Here is an 18044-nt window from a genome sequence, read left to right as displayed (position 1 = left end):
CTGCTCGGTCTCCGAGGTGGGGTCCGCGTCCAGCGCAACGCGCTGGGGCGCGCCGTCGGCGGTCAGATGCGCCTGGTGCTGCTGGTTCACGAACGCACCGGTGCCGCCCACCAGCAGGGCCAGCGCCAACGCCTTGGGCAGCTTCCGCCGCACCTGCTCCGCAGAACCGTTCACTCGAATCCTCACGCCGACCGACAGGGCACTTGCTGAAAGCTCAACGATCGGGCGGCGAAGCGGTCACCGAGCGGCATCGGCCACCACGACCCACGTGGGGGCACGGGGGGTCGCCCCCCGAAGGATTGGAGTATCCGAATCCTCACGCCGACCGACAGGGCATTCGCCGCGCATCACTGCACTTGCTGAAAGCTCAACGACCGACGGGCGGAGCGGTCACCGCCGGACCGTCAGTAATCGAAGGCGCGTGCGGTGTTGGCGGCGACGGCAGTGGCCATGGCGTCCTCGTCCAGGCCGCGGACGGCGGCCATCGCGCGGAGCGTGATCGGGATCAGGTACGGCGCGTTGGGGCGTCCCCGGTACGGGGCCGGGGTGAGGAAGGGGGCGTCGGTCTCCACCAGGATCCGGTCCAACGGGGCCACCGCCAGCGCCTCGCGCAGGTGGTGGTTGGCCGGGAAGGTGACCGGTCCGGCGAAGGACAGGTAGTAGCCGGCCTCGGCGCAGACCTTGGCCATCTCCGCGTCGCCCGAGTAGCAGTGGAAGACGGTGCGCTCCGGGGCGCCCTCCTCCGCCAGGATGCGCAGCACGTCCTCGTGGGCGTCCCGGTCGTGGATGACCAGGGCCTTGCCGTGCTTCTTGGCCAGCGCGACATGCCGTCGGAACGACTCCTGCTGCACCTCGACGCCCTCCGGGCCGGTGCGGAAGTAGTCCAGGCCGGTCTCACCCACCCCGCGCACCTGCGGCAGCGCGGCAAGGGCGTCGATCTCGTCCAGCGCCTCGTCCAGGGCCTTCATGCCGCCCGGTCCGCGGCGCTGCCCGGACCAGCCGTCGGGGTCGCCGAGGACGATCCGCGGCGCCTCGTTGGGGTGCAGCGAGACCGTTGCGTGGACCCGGTCATGACGCCCCGCCAGCTCCGCCGCCCAGCGCGAGCCGGGCAGGTCGCAGCCCACCTGGACCACGGTGGTGACCCCGACCGAGGCGGCCCGGGCCAGCCCCTCCTCGGGGGTGCCGTCCTGCATGTCCAGGTGGGTGTGCGAGTCGGCGACCCCGACCCGCAGCGGCTCGGGGAGCGGCGGCGGGACCTTGCGGTCGGCCTGGGACTTCTTCGACGCCGAAGCCATCAGGCCGCGGCCTCCGGTCCTGCGGTCGCCGGGGCCTCCGGCTCGGCGCCGAACCGGGTGCGGTAGGCGTCCAGGTCCTCCTCGGTGATCTTCGCGAAGAGCACCGGCGGGACGGTGAACGGCGTCCCGGCCGGGACCAGCGCCAGCGCCCTGGCCTCGTCGGCGGAGACCCAGCTGCGGGTGTCGTCCGGCAGGGCGAACGCGGCCCGCATCGCGGCGCTGCTGGCCGGGATGAACGGCTCGGAGACCACCGAGTACAGGTGGATCAGGTTCATCGCGGTGCGCAGCGTCAGCGCGGCGCCGTCCAGGTCGGTCTTGGCCTCCAGCCAGGGCGCCTTGGTCTCCAGGTAGGAGTTGCCGGCGCTCCACAGCGCCCGCAGCGCCTGCGCGGCCTTGCGGAACTGCAGCGCGTCCATCTGGGTCTGGTACTCGGTCAGCAGGTCGGCGATCTGCTCGCCCAGCTGCTGCTCGGCCTCGCCCGCAGCGCGCCCGGCCGGCACCTCGTCGCCGAAGCGCTTGCGGGAGAAGGACAGCACCCGGTTGACGAAGTTGCCCAGGACGTCGGCCAGGTCCTTGTTCACCGTGGCGGAGAACAGCTCCCAGGTGAAGTTGGTGTCGTCCGACTCGGGGGCGTTGGCCATCATGAAGTAGCGCCAGTAGTCGGCCGGCAGCAGCTCCAGCGCGGCGTCGCTGAACACCCCGCGCTTCTGGCTGGTGGAGAACTTGCCGCCGTAGTAGTTCAGCCAGTTGAAGGACTTGAGGTAGTCGACCTTCTTCCAGGCGTCGCGGGTGCCCAGCAGCGTGGCGGGGAACATCACGGCGTGGAAGGGGACGTTGTCCTTGCCCATGAACTGGGTGTAGTTGACCGTCGCGTCGGCCTGGTACCACCAGGACTTCCAGTCCCGCTGCTCGCCCTCGGAGGCCGCGTCGGCCCACTCCCGGGTCGCGCCGATGTACTCGATCGGGGCGTCGAACCAGACGTAGAAGACCTTGCCCTCGGCCGCCAGTTCGGGCCAGGTGTCGGCCGGGACCGGGACGCCCCAGTCCAGGTCGCGGGTGATGGCACGGTCGTGCAGGCCCTCGGTCAGCCACTTGCGGGCGATCGAGGAGGACAGCACCGGCCAGTCCCTGCCGTGCTCGTCCACCCAGGCCTCGACCTCGCCGGCCAGCTTGGACTGCAGCAGGAACAGGTGCTTGGTCTCGCGCACCTCCAGGTCGCTGCTGCCGCTGATCGCCGAGCGCGGGTCGATCAGGTCGGTGGGGTCCAGCACCCGGGTGCAGTTCTCGCACTGGTCGCCGCGGGCCTTGTCGTAGCCGCAGTGCGGGCAGGTGCCGACGATGTAGCGGTCCGGCAGGAAGCGGCCGTCGGCGTTGGAGTACACCTGGCGGATCGCCCGCTCCTCGATGAAGCCGTTGGCGTGCAGCTGGCGCGCGATGGTCTGGGTCAGCTCGCGGTTCTGCGGCGAGGAGCTGCGGCCGAAGTAGTCGAACGAGAGGCCGAAGCCCTGGTAGATCGCCTTCTGCGCCTCGTGCTGCTCCGCGCAGAAGGCGTCGACCGGCAGCCCGGCCTCCTTGGCGGCCAGCTCGGCCGGGGTGCCGTGCTCGTCGGTGGCGCAGATGTACAGCACCTCGTGGCCGCGCTGGCGCAGGTAACGCGCGTACACGTCCGCCGGGAGCATGGATCCGACCATGTTGCCCAGGTGCTTGATCCCGTTGATGTAGGGAAGCGCGCTGGTGATCAACTGGCGGGTCATCTCTGGGATGCTCCTTCTTCAGCGGCGCCGGGGTGGGTGCCGCACGGGGCGGGACGGGCAGGACGAGCAGGGCGTGCGGGACGTGACGAGCCCGACGGGGGCGGAAGTCCGCCCCGGAACCGCTGAACCCGACACCGCCCGGAGACGTCATCCTATCGAAGGGTGCACATCGCCCCTGACTGATTACTTTCTGTGACCGAACGGTTGCCGAAGGGTCTAGGCAAGCAGTCATGGGCAGTGTTCCCTGGAGGGGGCTAGGAGGGTGCTGCAGGTCTAGGCCGGATCAGGGAGCGGCGTCCTGGTGCTTCGATGGCAAGGCGGAGGAGGGAGCCAACCGTGGTTGGTTGGCGACCGACGACAACGCGGCCAGCGGAGTGCCAGGACGACGCGAGCCCGGCCTGGACCTGCAGCACCCTCCTAGGGGGCTCAATCCTTGGAAGGCAGCGCTGAGGGGGAACAGTGCAGGCACTTGAATCGGACGACCCGCCGCAGCTGGGCGGCTACCGACTGCTGGCGCGACTGGGCGCGGGCGGCATGGGACGGGTGTACCTGGCCAGGTCACGGGGTGGGCGCCGGGTCGCGCTCAAGGTGATCCGGCCGGAACTGGCGGACGACCCGGACTTCCGGGCCCGGTTCGCCCGGGAGGTGGCCTCGGCCAGGGCGGTCGGCGGGGCCTTCACGGTGGCGGTGCTGGACGCCGATCCGCAGGCGGCGACGCCCTGGCTGGCCACCGAGTACGTACCGGGCCCCTCGCTGAGCACGGCCGTGCGCGAGCACGGACCGCTGCCGCTGGAATCGGTGCGGGCGCTGGCGGCGGGGCTCGCCGAGGCGCTGGCGGCCATCCACGCCGCCGGGGTGGTGCACCGCGACCTCAAGCCGTCGAACGTGCTGCTGGCCGCAGACGGGCCGCGGGTGATCGACTTCGGCATCTCCCGGGCGGCCGAGGCCACCGAGCTGACCCGGACCGGCATGGTCGTCGGCTCGCCCGGCTTCATGTCGCCGGAGCAGATCGAGGGGTCCGCGGTGACCCCGGCCACGGACGTGTTCTCGCTGGGCGCGGTGCTGGCCTTCGCGGCGACCGGCGCCGGACCCTTCGGGGAGGGCGCGACACCGGCGCTGCTCTACCGGGTGGTGCACAGCGAACCGCGGCTGGAGGGCGTGCCCGAGGAGGTGCGCGGCCTGATCGGCGCCTGTCTGGCCAAGGAGGCCGCGGCGCGGCCCTCGCCGGACGGGCTGCTGGACCGGCTGGAGGCCAGCGAGCCGGCCGACGCCGGGCACGACCCGACGCAGACCTGGCTCCCGGCCGAGCTGACCGGAATGATCGCCCGGGTGGAGGCGGACCTGCCCAGCAGGCTCCGGTCCCTGGGCGGGAACACCGACGCGACGGGGAAGCGGCCCGCGAGCGGCCCGGGGATCGCGGCCGCGGCAGGAGCGGGGGCCGCGGGGCTCGCCGTGGGGGCGGCGGCAGGTGCGGCGGCCGAGGCCGAGGACCATCCCGGGACGGAACGGGTGACACCGGCGAGCGGCACCGGGGCTGCCGGCGGCGCCGGGTCTCGGGTCGGCCCGCCGGGTGCCGGCGCCACCCCGGCCGCAGCAGGCACCCCGGGCGGGGCGAGCACCCCGGGCGGGACCGCCGCGACGGTGCCGCAGCAGCCGGCCGGGCAAACCGGGTCAACGCCGCCGGCGACGCCGCCGCCCGGCTTCGGCCCGGCTCCGGCCGGGTTCGGACCGGCCCCGGCCGGCTTCGCCGCGGAGGGCAGGCCCACTCCCCCGCCGGCCGGCAGGGGCCCGAACGTCACCGGCCCGGGCGCGGCCGGCGCGGGCACGGTCGGCCTGGGCATGGCTGCCGCCGCCGGGGCCTCGGGATCCTCGGGGGCCACCACGGAGATCGGTCCGGCCGGGTCTGCGGGTGCCGCCGGGCGGAAGCGCAGATGGCTGATCGCGCTGGCCGGAGCTGCGGCCCTGATCGCCACCGCGGTCGGGGTGGTGATCGCCGAGACCGGCGGCAACACCGGCAACTCGGGCAACGACTCGACGGTCTCCGGCGGCGGCCAGTCGTCCAGCAGTTCCTCGGCCTACCCGAGTTCCTCCGACTCCGCCGGCTCCTCCAGCTCCGCCTCCGCGAGCAGCGGCAGCAGCAGCTCGACCGGCAGCGACGGCGGGTCCTATGTGACCGTGCCCTCGGTGCTCGGTCAGCCGGTGGACTACGCCAAGCAGCAGTTGGAGAACGCCGGGTTCGGCGCCTCCGCGATCTCGGTGAGCTACCACTGCTCCAGCAGCGGTTCCGGGGTCTACGCGCAGACGCCGAAGGCCGGGAGCCGGTCCGCCACCGACGCACAGGTGACGCTGACCGCCTACGAGACCGACTGCGTCGCCTACACCGACGAGGTGGGAAAGCTGCTCTCGACCGCGCAGAGCGACCTCGGCGGCTTCTCCCACGTCGGCGTGGAATACACCTGCGTCTCGGGCGCCACGGCCGGCTATGTGGTGGGCCAGTCGCCGCAGCCCGGTTCGGCGAGCGCCTACCCGCCGGGCCGGCAGATCACGCTCAAGGTCCAGCAGGACGGCTGCGGCTCGTCGTCCTCCGCCTCCTCCTCGGCGTCCGCGTCGGCCTCCTCGTCACCGGCGGCGAGTGCCACGTCCTCCTACTCGGGGTCGACCTCGGCCCAGGGCGGCGGCGGTCAGGTCCGGGTCTCCGGGTCAGCGGCGCCGTCGGCCACGCCGACGGCGAGCTGACCGCCGACGGCGGGCTGACAGCGGCGGGCCGACGGCGCGGCCGACCCGGCCGGTCCTAGGCCTCCGGGGTGGTGTGGTGCTCGCGGCGCAGCCGGAAGTGGAAGGGGAGGTGCAGCCGGCGGCGCTGCCGGGCGGGCGGGGCCGGCGGCTCCGGGTGGGCCTCCTCCTCGCGGGCGCTCGGGCGCTCGGGCGCGGGGGCGTGCCAGTGGGCGATGGTCTGCGTGACTCGTCCGGCCCGCATGATGCGCACGTGCTCGCCGCCGCACCCGGGGCAGGACGGCTTGGTCAACGGCGAGGGGACGGGAACGCCGTTGGCCCGGTAGCGGGCGTGCATCAGGCCCTCGCGGTCCACCTGGTGGCCGATCTCGTAGGCCTGCTCCCAGCCGAACCCGCAGTTCATGCAGGCGAAGGCGTAGGCCTCGTGGGTGACCGGACCGATGTCGTCGGCGCTGCGGGCCTTGCGGAGGGTGGTGCTGGGTGCGGGGTCTGCGACGAATTCGCTCATGACGACTCCAACTTTTCGGGGAGCGACCCCCGAGCCCCCGTAACGCCCGGTGCCCGGCGGGCGTTCGCCCGCTTGGGGTCTTTCTCCCTCCAAGAATTACCCCTCCGGATCTCCCGGATTCGATCGGGATGAATTCTTGGGGGAGAGTTTTGCCTTCTTGGTACGGCCGCTACCCGATCACGGGTGTTACTTGGCTTTCTTTTGCCAAAGTTACGCCGCGAGCGCCGTACCTGCGAGTTCCTTGTGAGGCGGCTTCGGCGGCGCTGGGCCGTTCCCGGGGACCGGGGTCCGGCTCAGCCCTTGTTCTTGGCCGCCACCACCGCGTCGAACACCTCGCGCTTGGGCACCCCGGTCTCCGCCGCGACGGCCGCGATCGCCTCCTTGCGGCGCTCCCCCGCCTCCTCACGCACAGTGACCCTGCGGGCCAGCTCGGCCGGGTCCAGCGCGGACGGGTCGGCCGGCGGCGCGCCCTGCACCACGACGGTGATCTCGCCGCGCACCCCGTCGGCGGCCCAGACCGCCAACTCGGCCAGCGGGCCGCGCTTCACCTCCTCGTAGGTCTTGGTCAGCTCCCGGCAGACCGCGGCCGGGCGCTCGCCGCCGAAGGCCTCGGCCATCTGCACCAGCGAGTCCTCGATCCGGTGCGGGGACTCGAAGAAGACCATGGTCCGCGGCTCCGCGGCGAGGTCGCGCAGCCGGGAGCCGCGCTCGCCGCCCTTGCGGGGCAGGAAGCCCTCGAAGCAGAAGCGGTCCACCGGCAGGCCGGACAGCGCCAGCGCGGTCAGCACCGCGGAGGGGCCGGGCACCGCGGTGATCCGGATCCCCTGCTCCACGGCGGCCGCGACCAGGCGGTAGCCGGGGTCGGAGACCGAGGGCATCCCGGCGTCGGTCACCAGCAGCACCCGGGCCCCGCCGAGCAGCGCCTCGACCAGCTCGGGGGTGCGGCCCACCTCGTTGCCCTCGAAGTAGGAGAGCACCCGGCCCTTGGGGGTCACCCCCAGCCCATTGGCCAGCCGCCACATCCGCCGGGTGTCCTCGGCGGCGACGACGTCTGCGGCGACGAGCTCCTCGGCGAGCCTCGGCGGCGCGTCGGTGATCTCGCCGATGGGAGTTCCAGCCAGAATGAGTAGACCTGTCACGCCTTCATACTCGCAGTTGGCGAGGTCGCCGTTCCACTGACAGGGTTCGCCCCTACGATGCACGGGTGAGTGGTGACAGGTCGACAGGGGCAGCGCCGAACGGCGACGGGGCGGATCTTCTGACCAGCGAGCGGGACGAGGACTCGTCCTGGCACGACGGGGAAGTGGATACCAGCCCGGTCAACGGCCTGCACAGCACGCACAGCCGTCCGCCCCGGCCGTTGAGCGCCTGGCAGCAGCGGCTCGCCCGGCTCGGCTACCGCGAACCGGACCGCAGACCGCTGCGCGAGCGCCTGGTGCCGCCGATGCCGGACGGACCGGGGATCTCGACCGGGGCGCCCTCCGCGCTGCTGGCGCGCTTCGGCATCCGGCTGCCCCCGGGGCTGTGGCTGTGGCTCTGCCGCTGGTCGGGCTGGATCGGCCCGCTCGCGGTGACCCTGTTCGGCGCCCTGCTGGCGTTCGTGAACCTGGGCAACCCGCACGCGATCATCTTCGACGAGACCTACTACGCCAAGGACTCCTGGGCGATCTGGCACTACGGGTTCGAGGTCAACTGGCCGGACTCGGCCAATGCCTCGATCCTGGCCAACCCGCAGCACATCCCGGCGCCGACCGGGGCCGCGTTCATCGCGCACCCGCCGGCCGGCAAGTGGGTGCTGGGCATCGGCGAGATGATCTTCGGGCTGAACCCGTTCGGCTGGCGCTTCATGGTCGCCCTGTTCGGCAGCCTGGCCGTGCTGATGATCTGCCGGATCGGTCGGCGGCTGTTCCGCTCCACCCTGCTGGGCTGCATCGCCGGGCTGCTGATGTGCGTCGACGGCATGCACTTCGTGATGAACCGCACCGGGCTGCTGGACCTCTTCGTGATGTTCTGGGCCCTGGCCGCGTTCGGACTGCTGCTGATCGACCGGGACCGCACCCGGGCCAGGCTCGCCGACGCCGTCGGCGCCACCGCCGACAACCCGGACGCCCCGCCCAGCCACGAACTGGCCACCGCGGCCCGGCTCGGCTGGCGCCCGCTGCGGCTGCTGGCCGGGATCTGCCTGGGCCTGAGCTGCGCCACCAAGTGGAACGGCCTGGACTTCCTGGCCCTGTTCGCGGTGATGTCGGTGCTCTGGGACGCCGCCGCGCGCAAGACCGCGGGCGCCCGCCACCCCTATCTGACCGCGCTGCGCCGGGACACCCTGCCCGCCTTCCTGTCCATGGTCGTGGTCGCCTTCTTCACCTACCTGGCGTCCTGGAGCGGCTGGCTGTTCAGCAACGCCCACGTCGGCAACACCTACGGCGGCTACGACCGGCACTGGGCGGACCACCGTGGCGGAACGTTCAGCTGGGTGCCGGCGCCGCTGCGCAGCCTGTGGCACTACCACTCCGAGATCTGGCACTTCAACACCACGCTGACCAGCCCGCACACCTACATGTCCAACCCGTGGAGCTGGCTGGTCAACGGGCGTCCGGTGTCGTTCTACTACGAGAGCGGCAGCATCAAGCCGGCCCAGTGCGGGGGCGCCCAGTGCTCCAGCGAGGTGCTGGCGATCGGCACCCCGGTGCTGTGGTGGGCGGCCTGTTTCGCGCTGGTGTACGCGCTGTACCGGTGGATCTTCGTCAGGGACTGGCGGGCGGCGGCGATCTGCGGCGGCATCGCCGCCGGTTACCTGCCCTGGTTCCAGTGGCAGCAGCGGACGATCTTCCTCTTCTACTCCATCGACTTCGAGCCCTACCTGTGCCTGGCACTGGCGATGATGATCGGAGCGATGCTGGGCAGGGCGACGGCCTCCAGGGACCGCCGCCTGGCCGGGGGCATCGGCGCGGGCGTACTGGTGGTCGGGATCATGGCCACCTTCCTGTACTTCCTGCCGCTCTACGACGCGCAGATCATCACCTACACCCAGTGGCAGGCCCGGATGTGGTGGACGACCTGGATCTGACGCTGTCCGGCCTCGGTCGCGGTCACGCTATGTCCGCTTCGACCGGATGTCTGGTCACAGTTTCCTCTCTACTCCCTGGAACCACCTCGACGAGTGGCGACGCATACGTACGATCCTGTTGAGAAACAGTGAGAGTCCGTAGACGAATGTCGTGGATGTGGTATTTGCATCCAGTCGGGGGAGCAACATGAACAGGGGCGCCAAGTCGGCGGTCATAGGAACCGTCGTGGTGCTGTTCGCCGCCGGCGGCTACGGGGCCTACAACGTGGTCCACGCCGTCGCGAACGTGGGCTCCGGGAGCACGCCGAAGACCGCCTCGACCGCGATGGCCACGACTGCGCCCAGCGAGGCGGACGCGGTGAAGCGCGCCCAGTCCTTCCTCGACAGCTGGAAGAGCGGCCCGGACCACTACACCGGCGCCGCCAGCCAGACCACCGACCCCGGCGGCGCGCAGGACGCCTTGCAGGCGTACGCGACCGGGGTGAAGCTCTCGGCGATCTCCTTCAGCGACGTGGCCGCGGCCGCCCCGACCGCGGCGCTGCCCGCGACCGGGAACTCCAGCGGCGACGCCGCCCTGGAGACCCATGTGACCTTCACGGTCACGGCCCAGGTCAAGGGCGGCACCTGGAGCTACCCGAGCTCCCTGGACGTGGTCCAGTCCGCAGGCGGGCTCACCTCGGTGAACTGGGCACCGAGCGTGCTCTACCCGAAGCTCAAGGCGGCCGAGTCGCTGGCGGCGGGACCGGTCACCGCTGACGCCGGCAGTGTGCGGGTGCTGGCCCGCGACGGGAAGACGGTGCTGACCGGCGCCAAGTACCCGTCACTGACGGAGATCATCGCCACCATCGCCCAGCACGGCGGCGGCAGCGGCAGCAGCGCGGCCGAGAGCGGCAGCGGCATCGAGATCGTGGACTCCAACAACGACCCGGTCGCCACCGCGAAGGTGTTCACCGCCCCCAAGGGTGCGTCCATCACCACCACGATCGACGCCCGTCTGCAGGCCGCGGCGGAGGCGGCGGTGCGCGGCAGCGTGCTCAAGGGGATGCCCGCGGCCGTCGACGCCATCGACCACAGCAACGGGCAGATCCGCGCCATCGCCTACGCCGGGACCGGATCGGACGGCAACACCGCGATCAACGCGGCGCTGGCGCCGGGGTCCACGATGAAGATCGTGACGGCGGCGGCGCTGTTCGACCACACGTCGATGACGCCGTCCAGCAAGGCGCCCTGCGACGCCACCGCGACCGTGTACAGCCAGACCTTCCACAACGACACCACCTCGGACACCGATCCGAACGCCAGCCTGACGAAGGCGTTCGCGATCTCCTGCAACGTCTCCTTCATCAAGGCCGGCTTCAACCAGCTGGTGACTCCCTCCGACGCCTCCGCGCTCCACAACGAGGCCGTCCAGGTCTTCGGCCTGGGCAGCTGGAGCATCGGCGGCGGTGTCCAGACCACGGACCCGAGCGTTCCGGTCCCGCCGGCGAACAGCCCCGACCAGGGCGCCCAGTTCATGGGCCAGGGACAGATCACCATGAGCCCGCTGGTGATCGCCTCGCTGGCGGCGACCGTGGCCGAGGGCCGCTTCGAACAGCCGGTCATCCTGCCCGGACAGCAGCAGAGCGCGGCACCGCAGGCGATGTCCTCGCGCACCGACGGCTACCTCAAGACGCTGATGCGGGCCGCCGCACATGACAGCGACGGCACCGCCTACCCCCGGATGAAGGACTTCTCGTCCACCACCGGCGCCAAGACCGGCACCGCCGAGACCAACTCCACCACCAACGGCTGGTTCACCGCCTACAACAGCGAGATCGCGGTCGCGTCGCTGGTCCAGGGTGGCACCACCGGCGTCGACTCGGCCGGATACGTGGTGCAGGCGGTGCTCACGGCCGACGAGTGACCCGAGCCCCGGGTACCCGACCCGGGGTCAGGTCGCCGAGCCGGCCGCCGCGCCGGTGGCGAGTTCGGCGCCCCAGCGGGCCAGGGCGGCGTCGAGGTCGAGGCGCTCCAGGCCGCCGCCGTCCGTCGGCCAGTCCTCGCGCGGGACGCGCCACATGACCTCGAACTCGACCCCGTCGGGGTCCTTGGCGTAGAAGGACTTGCTCACGCCGTGGTCGGTGGCGCCGACGAGCGAGCCGCGCCGCTGCAGCTCGGCGCCGATCTCGGCCAGCTCACCGAGCGTGCCGACCTCCCAGGCCAGGTGGTACAGCCCGACCTGGCCCTGGACCGGACCGGCGGCCTGGCTGCCGAGGGCGAAGAGGCCGAGGTCGTGGTCGTTGAGCGTGCCGGGCGCCCGGAGGAAGGCGGCCCGGCCGGGGATCTCCACCGCGACCTCGAAGCCGAAGACCTCCGTGTAGAAGGCGACGGAGCGACTGACGTCGCGGATGTAGAGCACTGCGTGGTTGAGTCGGCGGACGGCCATGGGGGCTCCTCGTTCGCGGGGTCGTGAGTTCGGGCTTTCGACCGGGACAACAACATCTTCCCAGGAAAGTATTCCGGACGCAGTGTGCGATCGATCGGGAGGGCGTGCCGTTGCAGGTGCGGAGCGGAGGGCGTCACCCCGTGCTGCGGCGTCGCAGGGCGATGGCTGCTGCGGCGGCGCGCAGCGGGACCCGGAGGTCGAGCTTGCGCATCGGTGCGGCACGGGCGAGGCGGAGGGCGGGCCAGTTGGGGCGGTCCGGCCAGGTTCCCGCGGCCAGCCGGGGCCAGAGGACCAGCAGCAGCGGGAGTTGGAGGTAGCCGAAGCGGCCCGCCGGGGCCAGCAGGAAGGCCACGGCGACGCCCAGGGCCAGTCGGTCCGCGGCCTGCACGGTGCTGCGCGGGGGGCGGCGGAGCAGCCAGGCGGCGACGGCGAGGCAGCCGAGGGCGAGCAGGGCGAAGGAGGCCGCGCGGCCCATCGGGCCCAGGCCGGCCAAAAGGTGGCCGGGGAGCGGGCTGCCGGCCGGGGTCTTGATCCGCGACATGCCCAGCGGGAAGCGGACCACCTGCTCCAGCACGGCCCCGGGCGTGATCAGCACGGACGGGACGATCAGCGCGGCGGCGACGGAGGTGCCGACCGCCGCGCAGCGCAGCGCGGCCCGGCGTCCGTACAGCTGGTGCAGCAGCAGTGCGGCCACCGGGAGCGCGGGCCAGGCCGTCCACTTCACGGCGCAGGCCAGGGCGAGGACCAGGCCGGCCCTGGTGGCGTGGCCGCGGCCGGCCAGGGCGAGGCCCAGGCAGCAGCAGCCGATGAGTGGGAGGTCGACGCCGCCGGTCACAGCGACCACGGCGACCAGCGGTGAGGCGGTGACGGCGGCGAGGGCCACCCAGCCGGAGCCGGACCCGAACCCGGTTCTCGAACCAGACCCGGACCCGGACCCGGCGTCGGTGCCCGGGCGCAGCAGGCGGTGGCAGGCGGCGAGGCAGCCGAGGAACGCGGCGAGGAACCAGATCCGGGCGTCGCCGAGGAGGGTCGGCAGCCAGCCATGGCTCCCCAGGACCGCTCTGGGGAGTCCGAACAGGGTCATTGCCGGGAAGTAGGGGTCGTACTCGTAGGTCTGACCCGGTTTCGGCAGGTACGGACTGCCGGTGTGCAGCAGTTGGACGGCGGAGTTCTGGACGACGTGCACCTCCGACTGCGCCCAGTACTCGACCGACATCACGATCAGCGGCACGACCACGGCACCCAGCAGGGCGACCGCGGTCGAGACGGTGGCGGCGCGGCGGCGCGGGAGCCAGGCGGCGGCGCCGGCGGCCAGCAGGTAGCCGACAGCGGCCATGGCGCCCCAGGCCCGCTGCGGAACGAGTGCGGAGGCGAAGGGGAACACGGCCGCCCAGACGGCGCAGACGAGCCAGCCGAGTATCCAGGGCAGGCGGGAGCCGCTCCACCGTTGCGGGTGGTGCGGCTGCGTGAATGGCTTCTCGTGCATCTCCCCGTGCCCGCGTGGGACACGCGGCATGTGAGTCGTCGTCACATGTGAAGACGCTACGAGAACCCGGGGTCGGGTGTCGTCAACCCACAGGGTGGAAGGCGTGTCGTCCTCTGGGGGTGGTCAGCCCTCGCCGACCACCCCCACCAGGCCGTTCTCGTACGCGAAGACGACGGCCTGGGTGCGGTCCCGGAGTTCCAGCTTGGCGAGGATGCGGCCGACATGGGTCTTGATGGTCTGTTCGCTGAGGAACATCTCCTCGGCGATCTCTCCGTTGGACAGCCCCCGGGCCACCTGGCGCAGGACGTCGAGCTCACGGGCGGTCAGGGCGGCGATCGCCTCCGGACGGAGGCTGCCGGAGCGGCGGCGCCGGGCGACGTCGTCGATGAGCCGGCGGGTGACCGAGGGTGCGAGCAGGGCCTCGCCCGCGGCGATCACCCGGACGGCGTTGATCAGGTCGCGGGCCGGTGCGTCCTTGAGCAGGAAGCCGCTGGCACCCTGCGCGAGCGCCTCGTAGACGTACTCGTCCAGGTCGAAGGTGGTCAGGATGAGCACGCGCGGGCCCGCGACGGGTGCGTCGGGACCGGGTGGGCCGACGATGCGGGCGGTGGCGGCGAGGCCGTCCATGCCGGGCATCCGGATGTCCATCACCACCACGTCCGGGCTGAGCTCGGCGGCGAGTTGGACGGCGCGCAGGCCGTCACCGGCCTCGCCCACCAGTTCGATGTCGGGGGCCGAGGAGAGCAGCGCACCGAGCCCGTCCCTGACCATCTCCTGGTCGTCGACCAGCAGCACCCTGATCACTTTGACCGCTGATTCCGCGGCCTCCACTGCGTCCGCCATGGCCTGCTCCCCCGTCAGCTGTCCTCATCGTCCCCGGATGATTCTCCTCCGCGCTGCGCCGGCACCCCGTCCAGGGGCAGTTCCGCCGTCACCTCGAAGCCTCCGTGCTCGCGCGGGACGGCGCGCAGGGTGCCGCCGAGCATCGCCGCGCGCTCCCGCATACCGGTGAGGCCGTGGCCGCCGTTGCCGCCCGGGGCCGGGCCGCCGTTGCTGCGGCCGTCGTCGGCGACGTGCACCTGGACGGCGTCCCGGGTGCGGACCACCTCGACCTCGACCCTGGCTCCCGGCGCATGGCGGCCCGCGTTGCTCAGCGCCTCCTGGACGATCCGGTAGACCGAGACGTCCACCACCGCGGGCGGCCGGTCCGGGCCACCGGCCAGGGTGAGGTCGACCTGCATGCCGGCCTGGCGGGCGGCCCTGACCATCTCGGGGATCCGGTCGATGCCCGGCTGGGGTGCCCGTTCGGCGTTCTCGTCCTCCTCCCGGAGCAGGCCGATGACCCGGCGCATCTCGGTGAGCGCGGTGGTGGAGGCCGCGCGGATGGCGGTGAAGGTGCGCAGGGTCTGCTCGGGCAGACCGGGTTCCTTGTAGGGGGCGGCCTCGGCCTGGATGGCGATCATCGACATGTGGTGGGCCACCACGTCGTGCAGCTCGCGGGCGATCCGGGAGCGCTCCTCCAGCACGGCCTGGCGGGCCAGGCCCGCGCGGCGCTGCTCCTCGGCGGCGACCAGGTGGCGTTCGGCCTCCTGCCGGGAGTGGATCGACTCGCCGAGCACCAGCACCAGGCTGACCACCACGGCCGCCACCGCGAAGACCACCGGGGGCAGGGCCACCAGCGGGACGGCCGGGGCGAGCACCGCCAGCGCGGTGAGCAGGTCGATGCCGACGGCGACGTCCCTGCCGTAGACCTGGGCGGTGGCGAAGAGCAGCAGGGTGTAGGCGATGCAGCCGCTGACCGGCCAGGGCCAGAAAGGGGTCGGCGCGTGGCCGACCTCGGCGAAGGTGGTGAGGGTGAGCCCGATCGCGGAGATCCGCCAGGCGGCGAGGGGGCGGGTGGCCGCGAGCAGCAGGGGCAGTACCTGGAGCCCGGCCAGGGCCCAGGCGAGGCTGCCCGGGACCAGCTGGTTGAGCTGGGTGTCGGCGGTGACGGTGAGGACGAGGACGGCTCCGCCGAGGGTCGCCGCGAGGGCGTAGCGGACGCGGTTGTGGGAGGCCAGGGTGGGCAGCAGGAGGACGCGCTGGTCGGGGGCGGCCCAGGCGGCCTGGCGCACCAGCGCTGCCAGATGGACTACTGGATTGAGCACTCGGGACAGGACGGCAGGCATCGTGTCTTGAGGATATGCGGCGTGACCGGATGTCAGGGGGTGCAACGGACTGAGGGTGTCGGGTGCGGGTCGGGGGTGGTTGGCAGCGCATGCTGTTCAGCAAGCAGAGCCCCGCGCCCCTGGCTAGTGCGCTCGTAGGCGGGAGTGTTTGAGGCTGTAGGTGAAGTAGACCCAGGCGGCGCCGGCCAGCCAGGCGGCGAACATGGCGAAGGTCAGCGGGTGCAGGCCCTTGATGAGGTAGACGCAGAAGGCGACGCTGAGCACCGGGGTGACCGGGTAGCCCGGGACCTTGAAGCCGCGTTCCAGGTCGGGGTTGGTGCGGCGGAGGATCATCACACCGATGGAGACGACGCTGAAGGCGACCAGCGTGCCCAGCGAGGTCAGGTCGGCCAGTACGTCCAGCGGTACGAAGCCCGCCAGCAGGGCCACACCGGTGCTGACCACCGCGGTGTTCCAGATCGGGGTGCCGGTGCGCGGGGAGACCTGGGCGAAGCGCGGGGGCAGCACGCCGTCCCGGCCCATGGTGTAGAGGATGCGGGTCTGTCCGTAGATGACGACCAGGGTGACGCTGAAGATGGAGACGATCGCCCCGAGCGCGAACATGATGGAGGGCCAGGTCTGGCCGGTGACGTCGCGCAGGATCTGGGCCAGGCCGGCCTGCTGGCCCTCGAACAGGGTCCACTTCTGCGCGCCGACGGCGGCGATGGCCACGCCGATGTACAGGACCGTGACCACGACCAGGGCGATGATGATGGCCCTCGGCAGGGTCCGGTGCGGGTCCTTGACCTCCTCGCCCGCGGTGGAGACGGCGTCCAGGCCGATGTAGGAGAAGAAGATGCTGGAGGCCGCGTTGCTGATGCCGGCGAAGCCCATCGGGGCGAAGGGCCTGAGGTTGCCGGAGTGGAAGCCGGTCAGGGCGATGGCGACGAAGAGCACCAGGACGCACAGCTTGATGCCGACCATGGTGGCGTTGGCCCGGGCCGACTCCTTGGCCCCGCGCATCAGCAGCAGGCAGCAGAGCAGCACCAGCACCATGGCCGGGACGTTCACATAGCCGCCGTCGCCCGGGGGCTGGGCGATGGCGTCGGGGAGGGTGAAGCCGAAGGCGTCGCTGAAGAACTCGTTGAGGTACTGGCCCCAGCCGACCGAGACGGCCGAGGCGGACACCCCGTACTCCAGCAGCAGGCAGGCGCCGACGCCGAAGGCGACGATCTCGCCGAGGGTCGCGTAGGCGTAGGAGTAGGACGATCCGGAGACCGGGATGGCGGAGGCCAGTTCGGCGTAGCAGAGCGCGGTGAGCCCGGCGGTGATCGCGGCCAGCACGAAGGAGACGACGACGGCCGGGCCGGCCACCGGCACCGCGGTGTTGAGGACGAAGAAGATGCCGGTGCCGACGGTGGCGCCGATGCCGATGGCGGAGAGCTGCAGCAGGCCGATGCTGCGGCGCAGGTGCGGGGCGGCCGCGTCGGCGTCCAGCGGCGGGTCCAGCGGGGTGTCGGTGTGCAGGTCGCCGCTGCTCTCCTCGATCAGCACGGACACCGGCTTGCGGCGCAGGACCTGCTGACCGAGGGTCGCCTTGCTGGCCATGGTGGGCTGTCCTCCGGTCGCGTCAGGGGGTCTGACGCATCGTCGCATGATGGTGCGACAAAAAGGACAAACTACCTAGGGCAGGAAGTCGTGTCCCAGCAGCTTCTCCACCTCGGCGCGGGTCGGCAGTGAGGGCTGCGCGCCGGGGCGGGTGGTGGCCAGGGCGGCCGTCGCGTTGGCGTTCCGCACCGCCTCGTGCAGCGGGAGGCCCTCGGCGACGGCGCAGGCCAGCGCGCCGCAGTAGGCGTCCCCTGCGGCGGTGGTGTCCACCGGGGTGACCGCCAGTGCGGGTACCAGCAGAACGGCGCCCTCTTCGCAGAGCAGTGCTCCGTCCGCACCAAGGGTGACCACCACGGCGGACGGGCCACGCAGGGTGCGGGCGGCGTCCGCGACGGCGTGCAGGTCGTGCAGCTCGTGGCCGACCATGGCGGCCAGCTCGGCGCGGTTCGGGACCAGGATGTCCACCATGTCCAGCAGGTCCCGCAGCGACTCCCGGGTCATGGTGGACCGGGCCGGGGCCGGGTTCAGCAGTACGGTGCCGCCGGCCAGCCGGGCCGCGGCCTCGACGGTGGCGGCCGGGATCTCCTGCTGCAACAGCGTGACGTCCGCGTCGCGGAGCACCGTTCCCGAAGCGGCGCAGTGCTCCGGCGCGAGAGCGGTGTTCGCACCCGGGCTGACGATAATCGAATTCTCACCCGAGGCCCGGTCCACCGCGATCAGCGCCCGCCCGGTCCTGAACCCCGACTCGGCCAGCACCCAGCGGACGTCCACCCCCTCCCGCTGCAGGGCGGCCCGCAGTACGGAGCCGGCCTCGTCGTCGCCGACCCGCCCCACCATGGCGACCTGCGCCCCCAGCCGGGCCGCCGCGACGGCCTGGTTGGCGCCCTTGCCGCCGGGGTGCTCGGCCAGCTCCCCGCCCAGCACGGTCTCCCCCGGCACGGGGTGGTGCGGCACCGGGACCACCAGGTCGAGGTTGATGCTGCCCACCACTGCGATCTTCGGCATGAGCATTACTCTAGGC

At 72.2% G+C, this 18044-nt stretch carries 13 protein-coding genes; 3 read left to right on the top strand and 10 right to left on the bottom strand.

Annotation, left to right across the window (positions count from 1 at the left end):
* Window positions 1-404: 404 nt before the first annotated feature.
* Both IF29_RS0104340 and metG read right to left on the bottom strand, forming a co-directional pair.
* Window positions 405-1295, bottom strand: coding sequence for a TatD family hydrolase (locus IF29_RS0104340; protein ID WP_030249769.1), 891 nt, complete (start codon window positions 1293-1295; stop codon window positions 405-407).
* The gene (gene metG / locus IF29_RS0104335; RefSeq protein ID WP_030249766.1) at window positions 1295-3049 is read right to left on the bottom strand and encodes a methionine--tRNA ligase; all 1755 of its coding nucleotides are present in this window, start codon (window positions 3047-3049) and stop codon (window positions 1295-1297) included. The genes IF29_RS0104340 and metG overlap by 1 nt, the downstream gene beginning before the upstream one ends.
* A gap of 459 nt (window positions 3050-3508) precedes the next feature.
* Here metG and IF29_RS0104330 point away from each other — a divergent pair, with 459 nt between their 5' ends.
* Window positions 3509-5785, top strand: coding sequence for a serine/threonine protein kinase (locus IF29_RS0104330; RefSeq protein WP_051724873.1), 2277 nt, complete (start codon window positions 3509-3511; stop codon window positions 5783-5785).
* Window positions 5786-5840: 55 nt separating this feature from the next.
* Here IF29_RS0104330 and IF29_RS0104325 read toward each other — a convergent pair whose 3' ends face one another.
* Both IF29_RS0104325 and rsmI read right to left on the bottom strand, forming a co-directional pair.
* Window positions 5841-6290, bottom strand: a complete 450-nt coding sequence (locus IF29_RS0104325) for a hypothetical protein (RefSeq protein ID WP_051724872.1) — start codon at window positions 6288-6290, stop codon at window positions 5841-5843.
* Between the two features lie 293 nt (window positions 6291-6583).
* Window positions 6584-7429 (bottom strand): 16S rRNA (cytidine(1402)-2'-O)-methyltransferase, encoded by an 846-nt coding sequence (gene rsmI / locus IF29_RS0104320; protein WP_030249758.1) that lies wholly within the window; start codon window positions 7427-7429, stop codon window positions 6584-6586.
* Between the two features lie 164 nt (window positions 7430-7593).
* On the opposite strand from rsmI, the gene IF29_RS0104315 reads away from it, so the two are divergent.
* Together IF29_RS0104315 and IF29_RS0104310 are read left to right on the top strand one after the other, a co-directional pair.
* On the top strand, window positions 7594-9357 hold the full coding sequence (locus tag IF29_RS0104315; protein ID WP_051724871.1) for a dolichyl-phosphate-mannose--protein mannosyltransferase: 1764 nt from the start codon (window positions 7594-7596) through the stop codon (window positions 9355-9357).
* Window positions 9358-9544: 187 nt separating this feature from the next.
* Entirely contained in the window at window positions 9545-11260 is a 1716-nt protein-coding gene (locus IF29_RS0104310; RefSeq protein ID WP_030249752.1) for a penicillin-binding transpeptidase domain-containing protein, read from the top strand.
* Between the two features lie 27 nt (window positions 11261-11287).
* On the opposite strand, the gene IF29_RS0104305 is transcribed toward IF29_RS0104310, so the two are convergent.
* The 6 genes from IF29_RS0104305 to rbsK form a co-directional block, all read right to left on the bottom strand.
* Window positions 11288-11782, bottom strand: a complete 495-nt coding sequence (locus tag IF29_RS0104305) for a VOC family protein (RefSeq protein ID WP_030249750.1) — start codon at window positions 11780-11782, stop codon at window positions 11288-11290.
* Window positions 11783-11915: 133 nt separating this feature from the next.
* Window positions 11916-13268, bottom strand: a complete 1353-nt coding sequence (locus tag IF29_RS0104300; protein WP_051724870.1) for a glycosyltransferase 87 family protein — start codon at window positions 13266-13268, stop codon at window positions 11916-11918.
* 123 nt (window positions 13269-13391) lie between these two features.
* Window positions 13392-14111 carry a response regulator gene (locus IF29_RS0104295; protein WP_084713507.1) on the bottom strand — a complete coding sequence of 240 codons (720 nt, stop codon included), beginning with the start codon at window positions 14109-14111 and terminating at the stop codon, window positions 13392-13394.
* 14 nt (window positions 14112-14125) lie between these two features.
* Complete coding sequence (locus tag IF29_RS41575; RefSeq protein WP_232242015.1) at window positions 14126-15415, bottom strand: sensor histidine kinase; 1290 nt, start codon at window positions 15413-15415, stop codon at window positions 14126-14128.
* Between the two features lie 144 nt (window positions 15416-15559).
* Window positions 15560-17023 carry an APC family permease gene (locus tag IF29_RS0104285; protein ID WP_030249741.1) on the bottom strand — a complete coding sequence of 488 codons (1464 nt, stop codon included), beginning with the start codon at window positions 17021-17023 and terminating at the stop codon, window positions 15560-15562.
* Between the two features lie 75 nt (window positions 17024-17098).
* Window positions 17099-18028, bottom strand: coding sequence for a ribokinase (gene rbsK, locus IF29_RS0104280; protein ID WP_030249738.1), 930 nt, complete (start codon window positions 18026-18028; stop codon window positions 17099-17101).
* Between the last annotated feature and the right edge of the window lie 16 nt (window positions 18029-18044).

The organism is Streptacidiphilus jeojiense (assembly GCF_000719095.1).
GTDB lineage: Bacteria > Actinomycetota > Actinomycetes > Streptomycetales > Streptomycetaceae > Streptacidiphilus > Streptacidiphilus jeojiensis.
This window is presented reverse-complemented; position numbering and strand designations above follow the sequence as displayed.

Excerpts from the sequence above, each read along its gene's own strand:
- IF29_RS0104295 (WP_084713507.1), bottom strand. The coding sequence starts at position 14,111 with ATGGCGGACGCAGTGGAGGCCGCGGAATCAGCGGTCAAAGTGATCAGG.
- IF29_RS0104300 (WP_051724870.1), bottom strand. The coding sequence starts at position 13,268 with ATGCACGAGAAGCCATTCACGCAGCCGCACCACCCGCAACGGTGGAGC.
- IF29_RS0104340 (WP_030249769.1), bottom strand. The coding sequence starts at position 1,295 with ATGGCTTCGGCGTCGAAGAAGTCCCAGGCCGACCGCAAGGTCCCGCCG.
- metG (WP_030249766.1), bottom strand. The coding sequence starts at position 3,049 with ATGACCCGCCAGTTGATCACCAGCGCGCTTCCCTACATCAACGGGATC.
- IF29_RS0104285 (WP_030249741.1), bottom strand. The coding sequence starts at position 17,023 with ATGGCCAGCAAGGCGACCCTCGGTCAGCAGGTCCTGCGCCGCAAGCCG.
- IF29_RS0104305 (WP_030249750.1), bottom strand. The coding sequence starts at position 11,782 with ATGGCCGTCCGCCGACTCAACCACGCAGTGCTCTACATCCGCGACGTC.
- IF29_RS0104325 (WP_051724872.1), bottom strand. The coding sequence starts at position 6,290 with ATGAGCGAATTCGTCGCAGACCCCGCACCCAGCACCACCCTCCGCAAG.
- rbsK (WP_030249738.1), bottom strand. The coding sequence starts at position 18,028 with ATGCCGAAGATCGCAGTGGTGGGCAGCATCAACCTCGACCTGGTGGTC.
- IF29_RS0104310 (WP_030249752.1), top strand. The coding sequence starts at position 9,545 with ATGAACAGGGGCGCCAAGTCGGCGGTCATAGGAACCGTCGTGGTGCTG.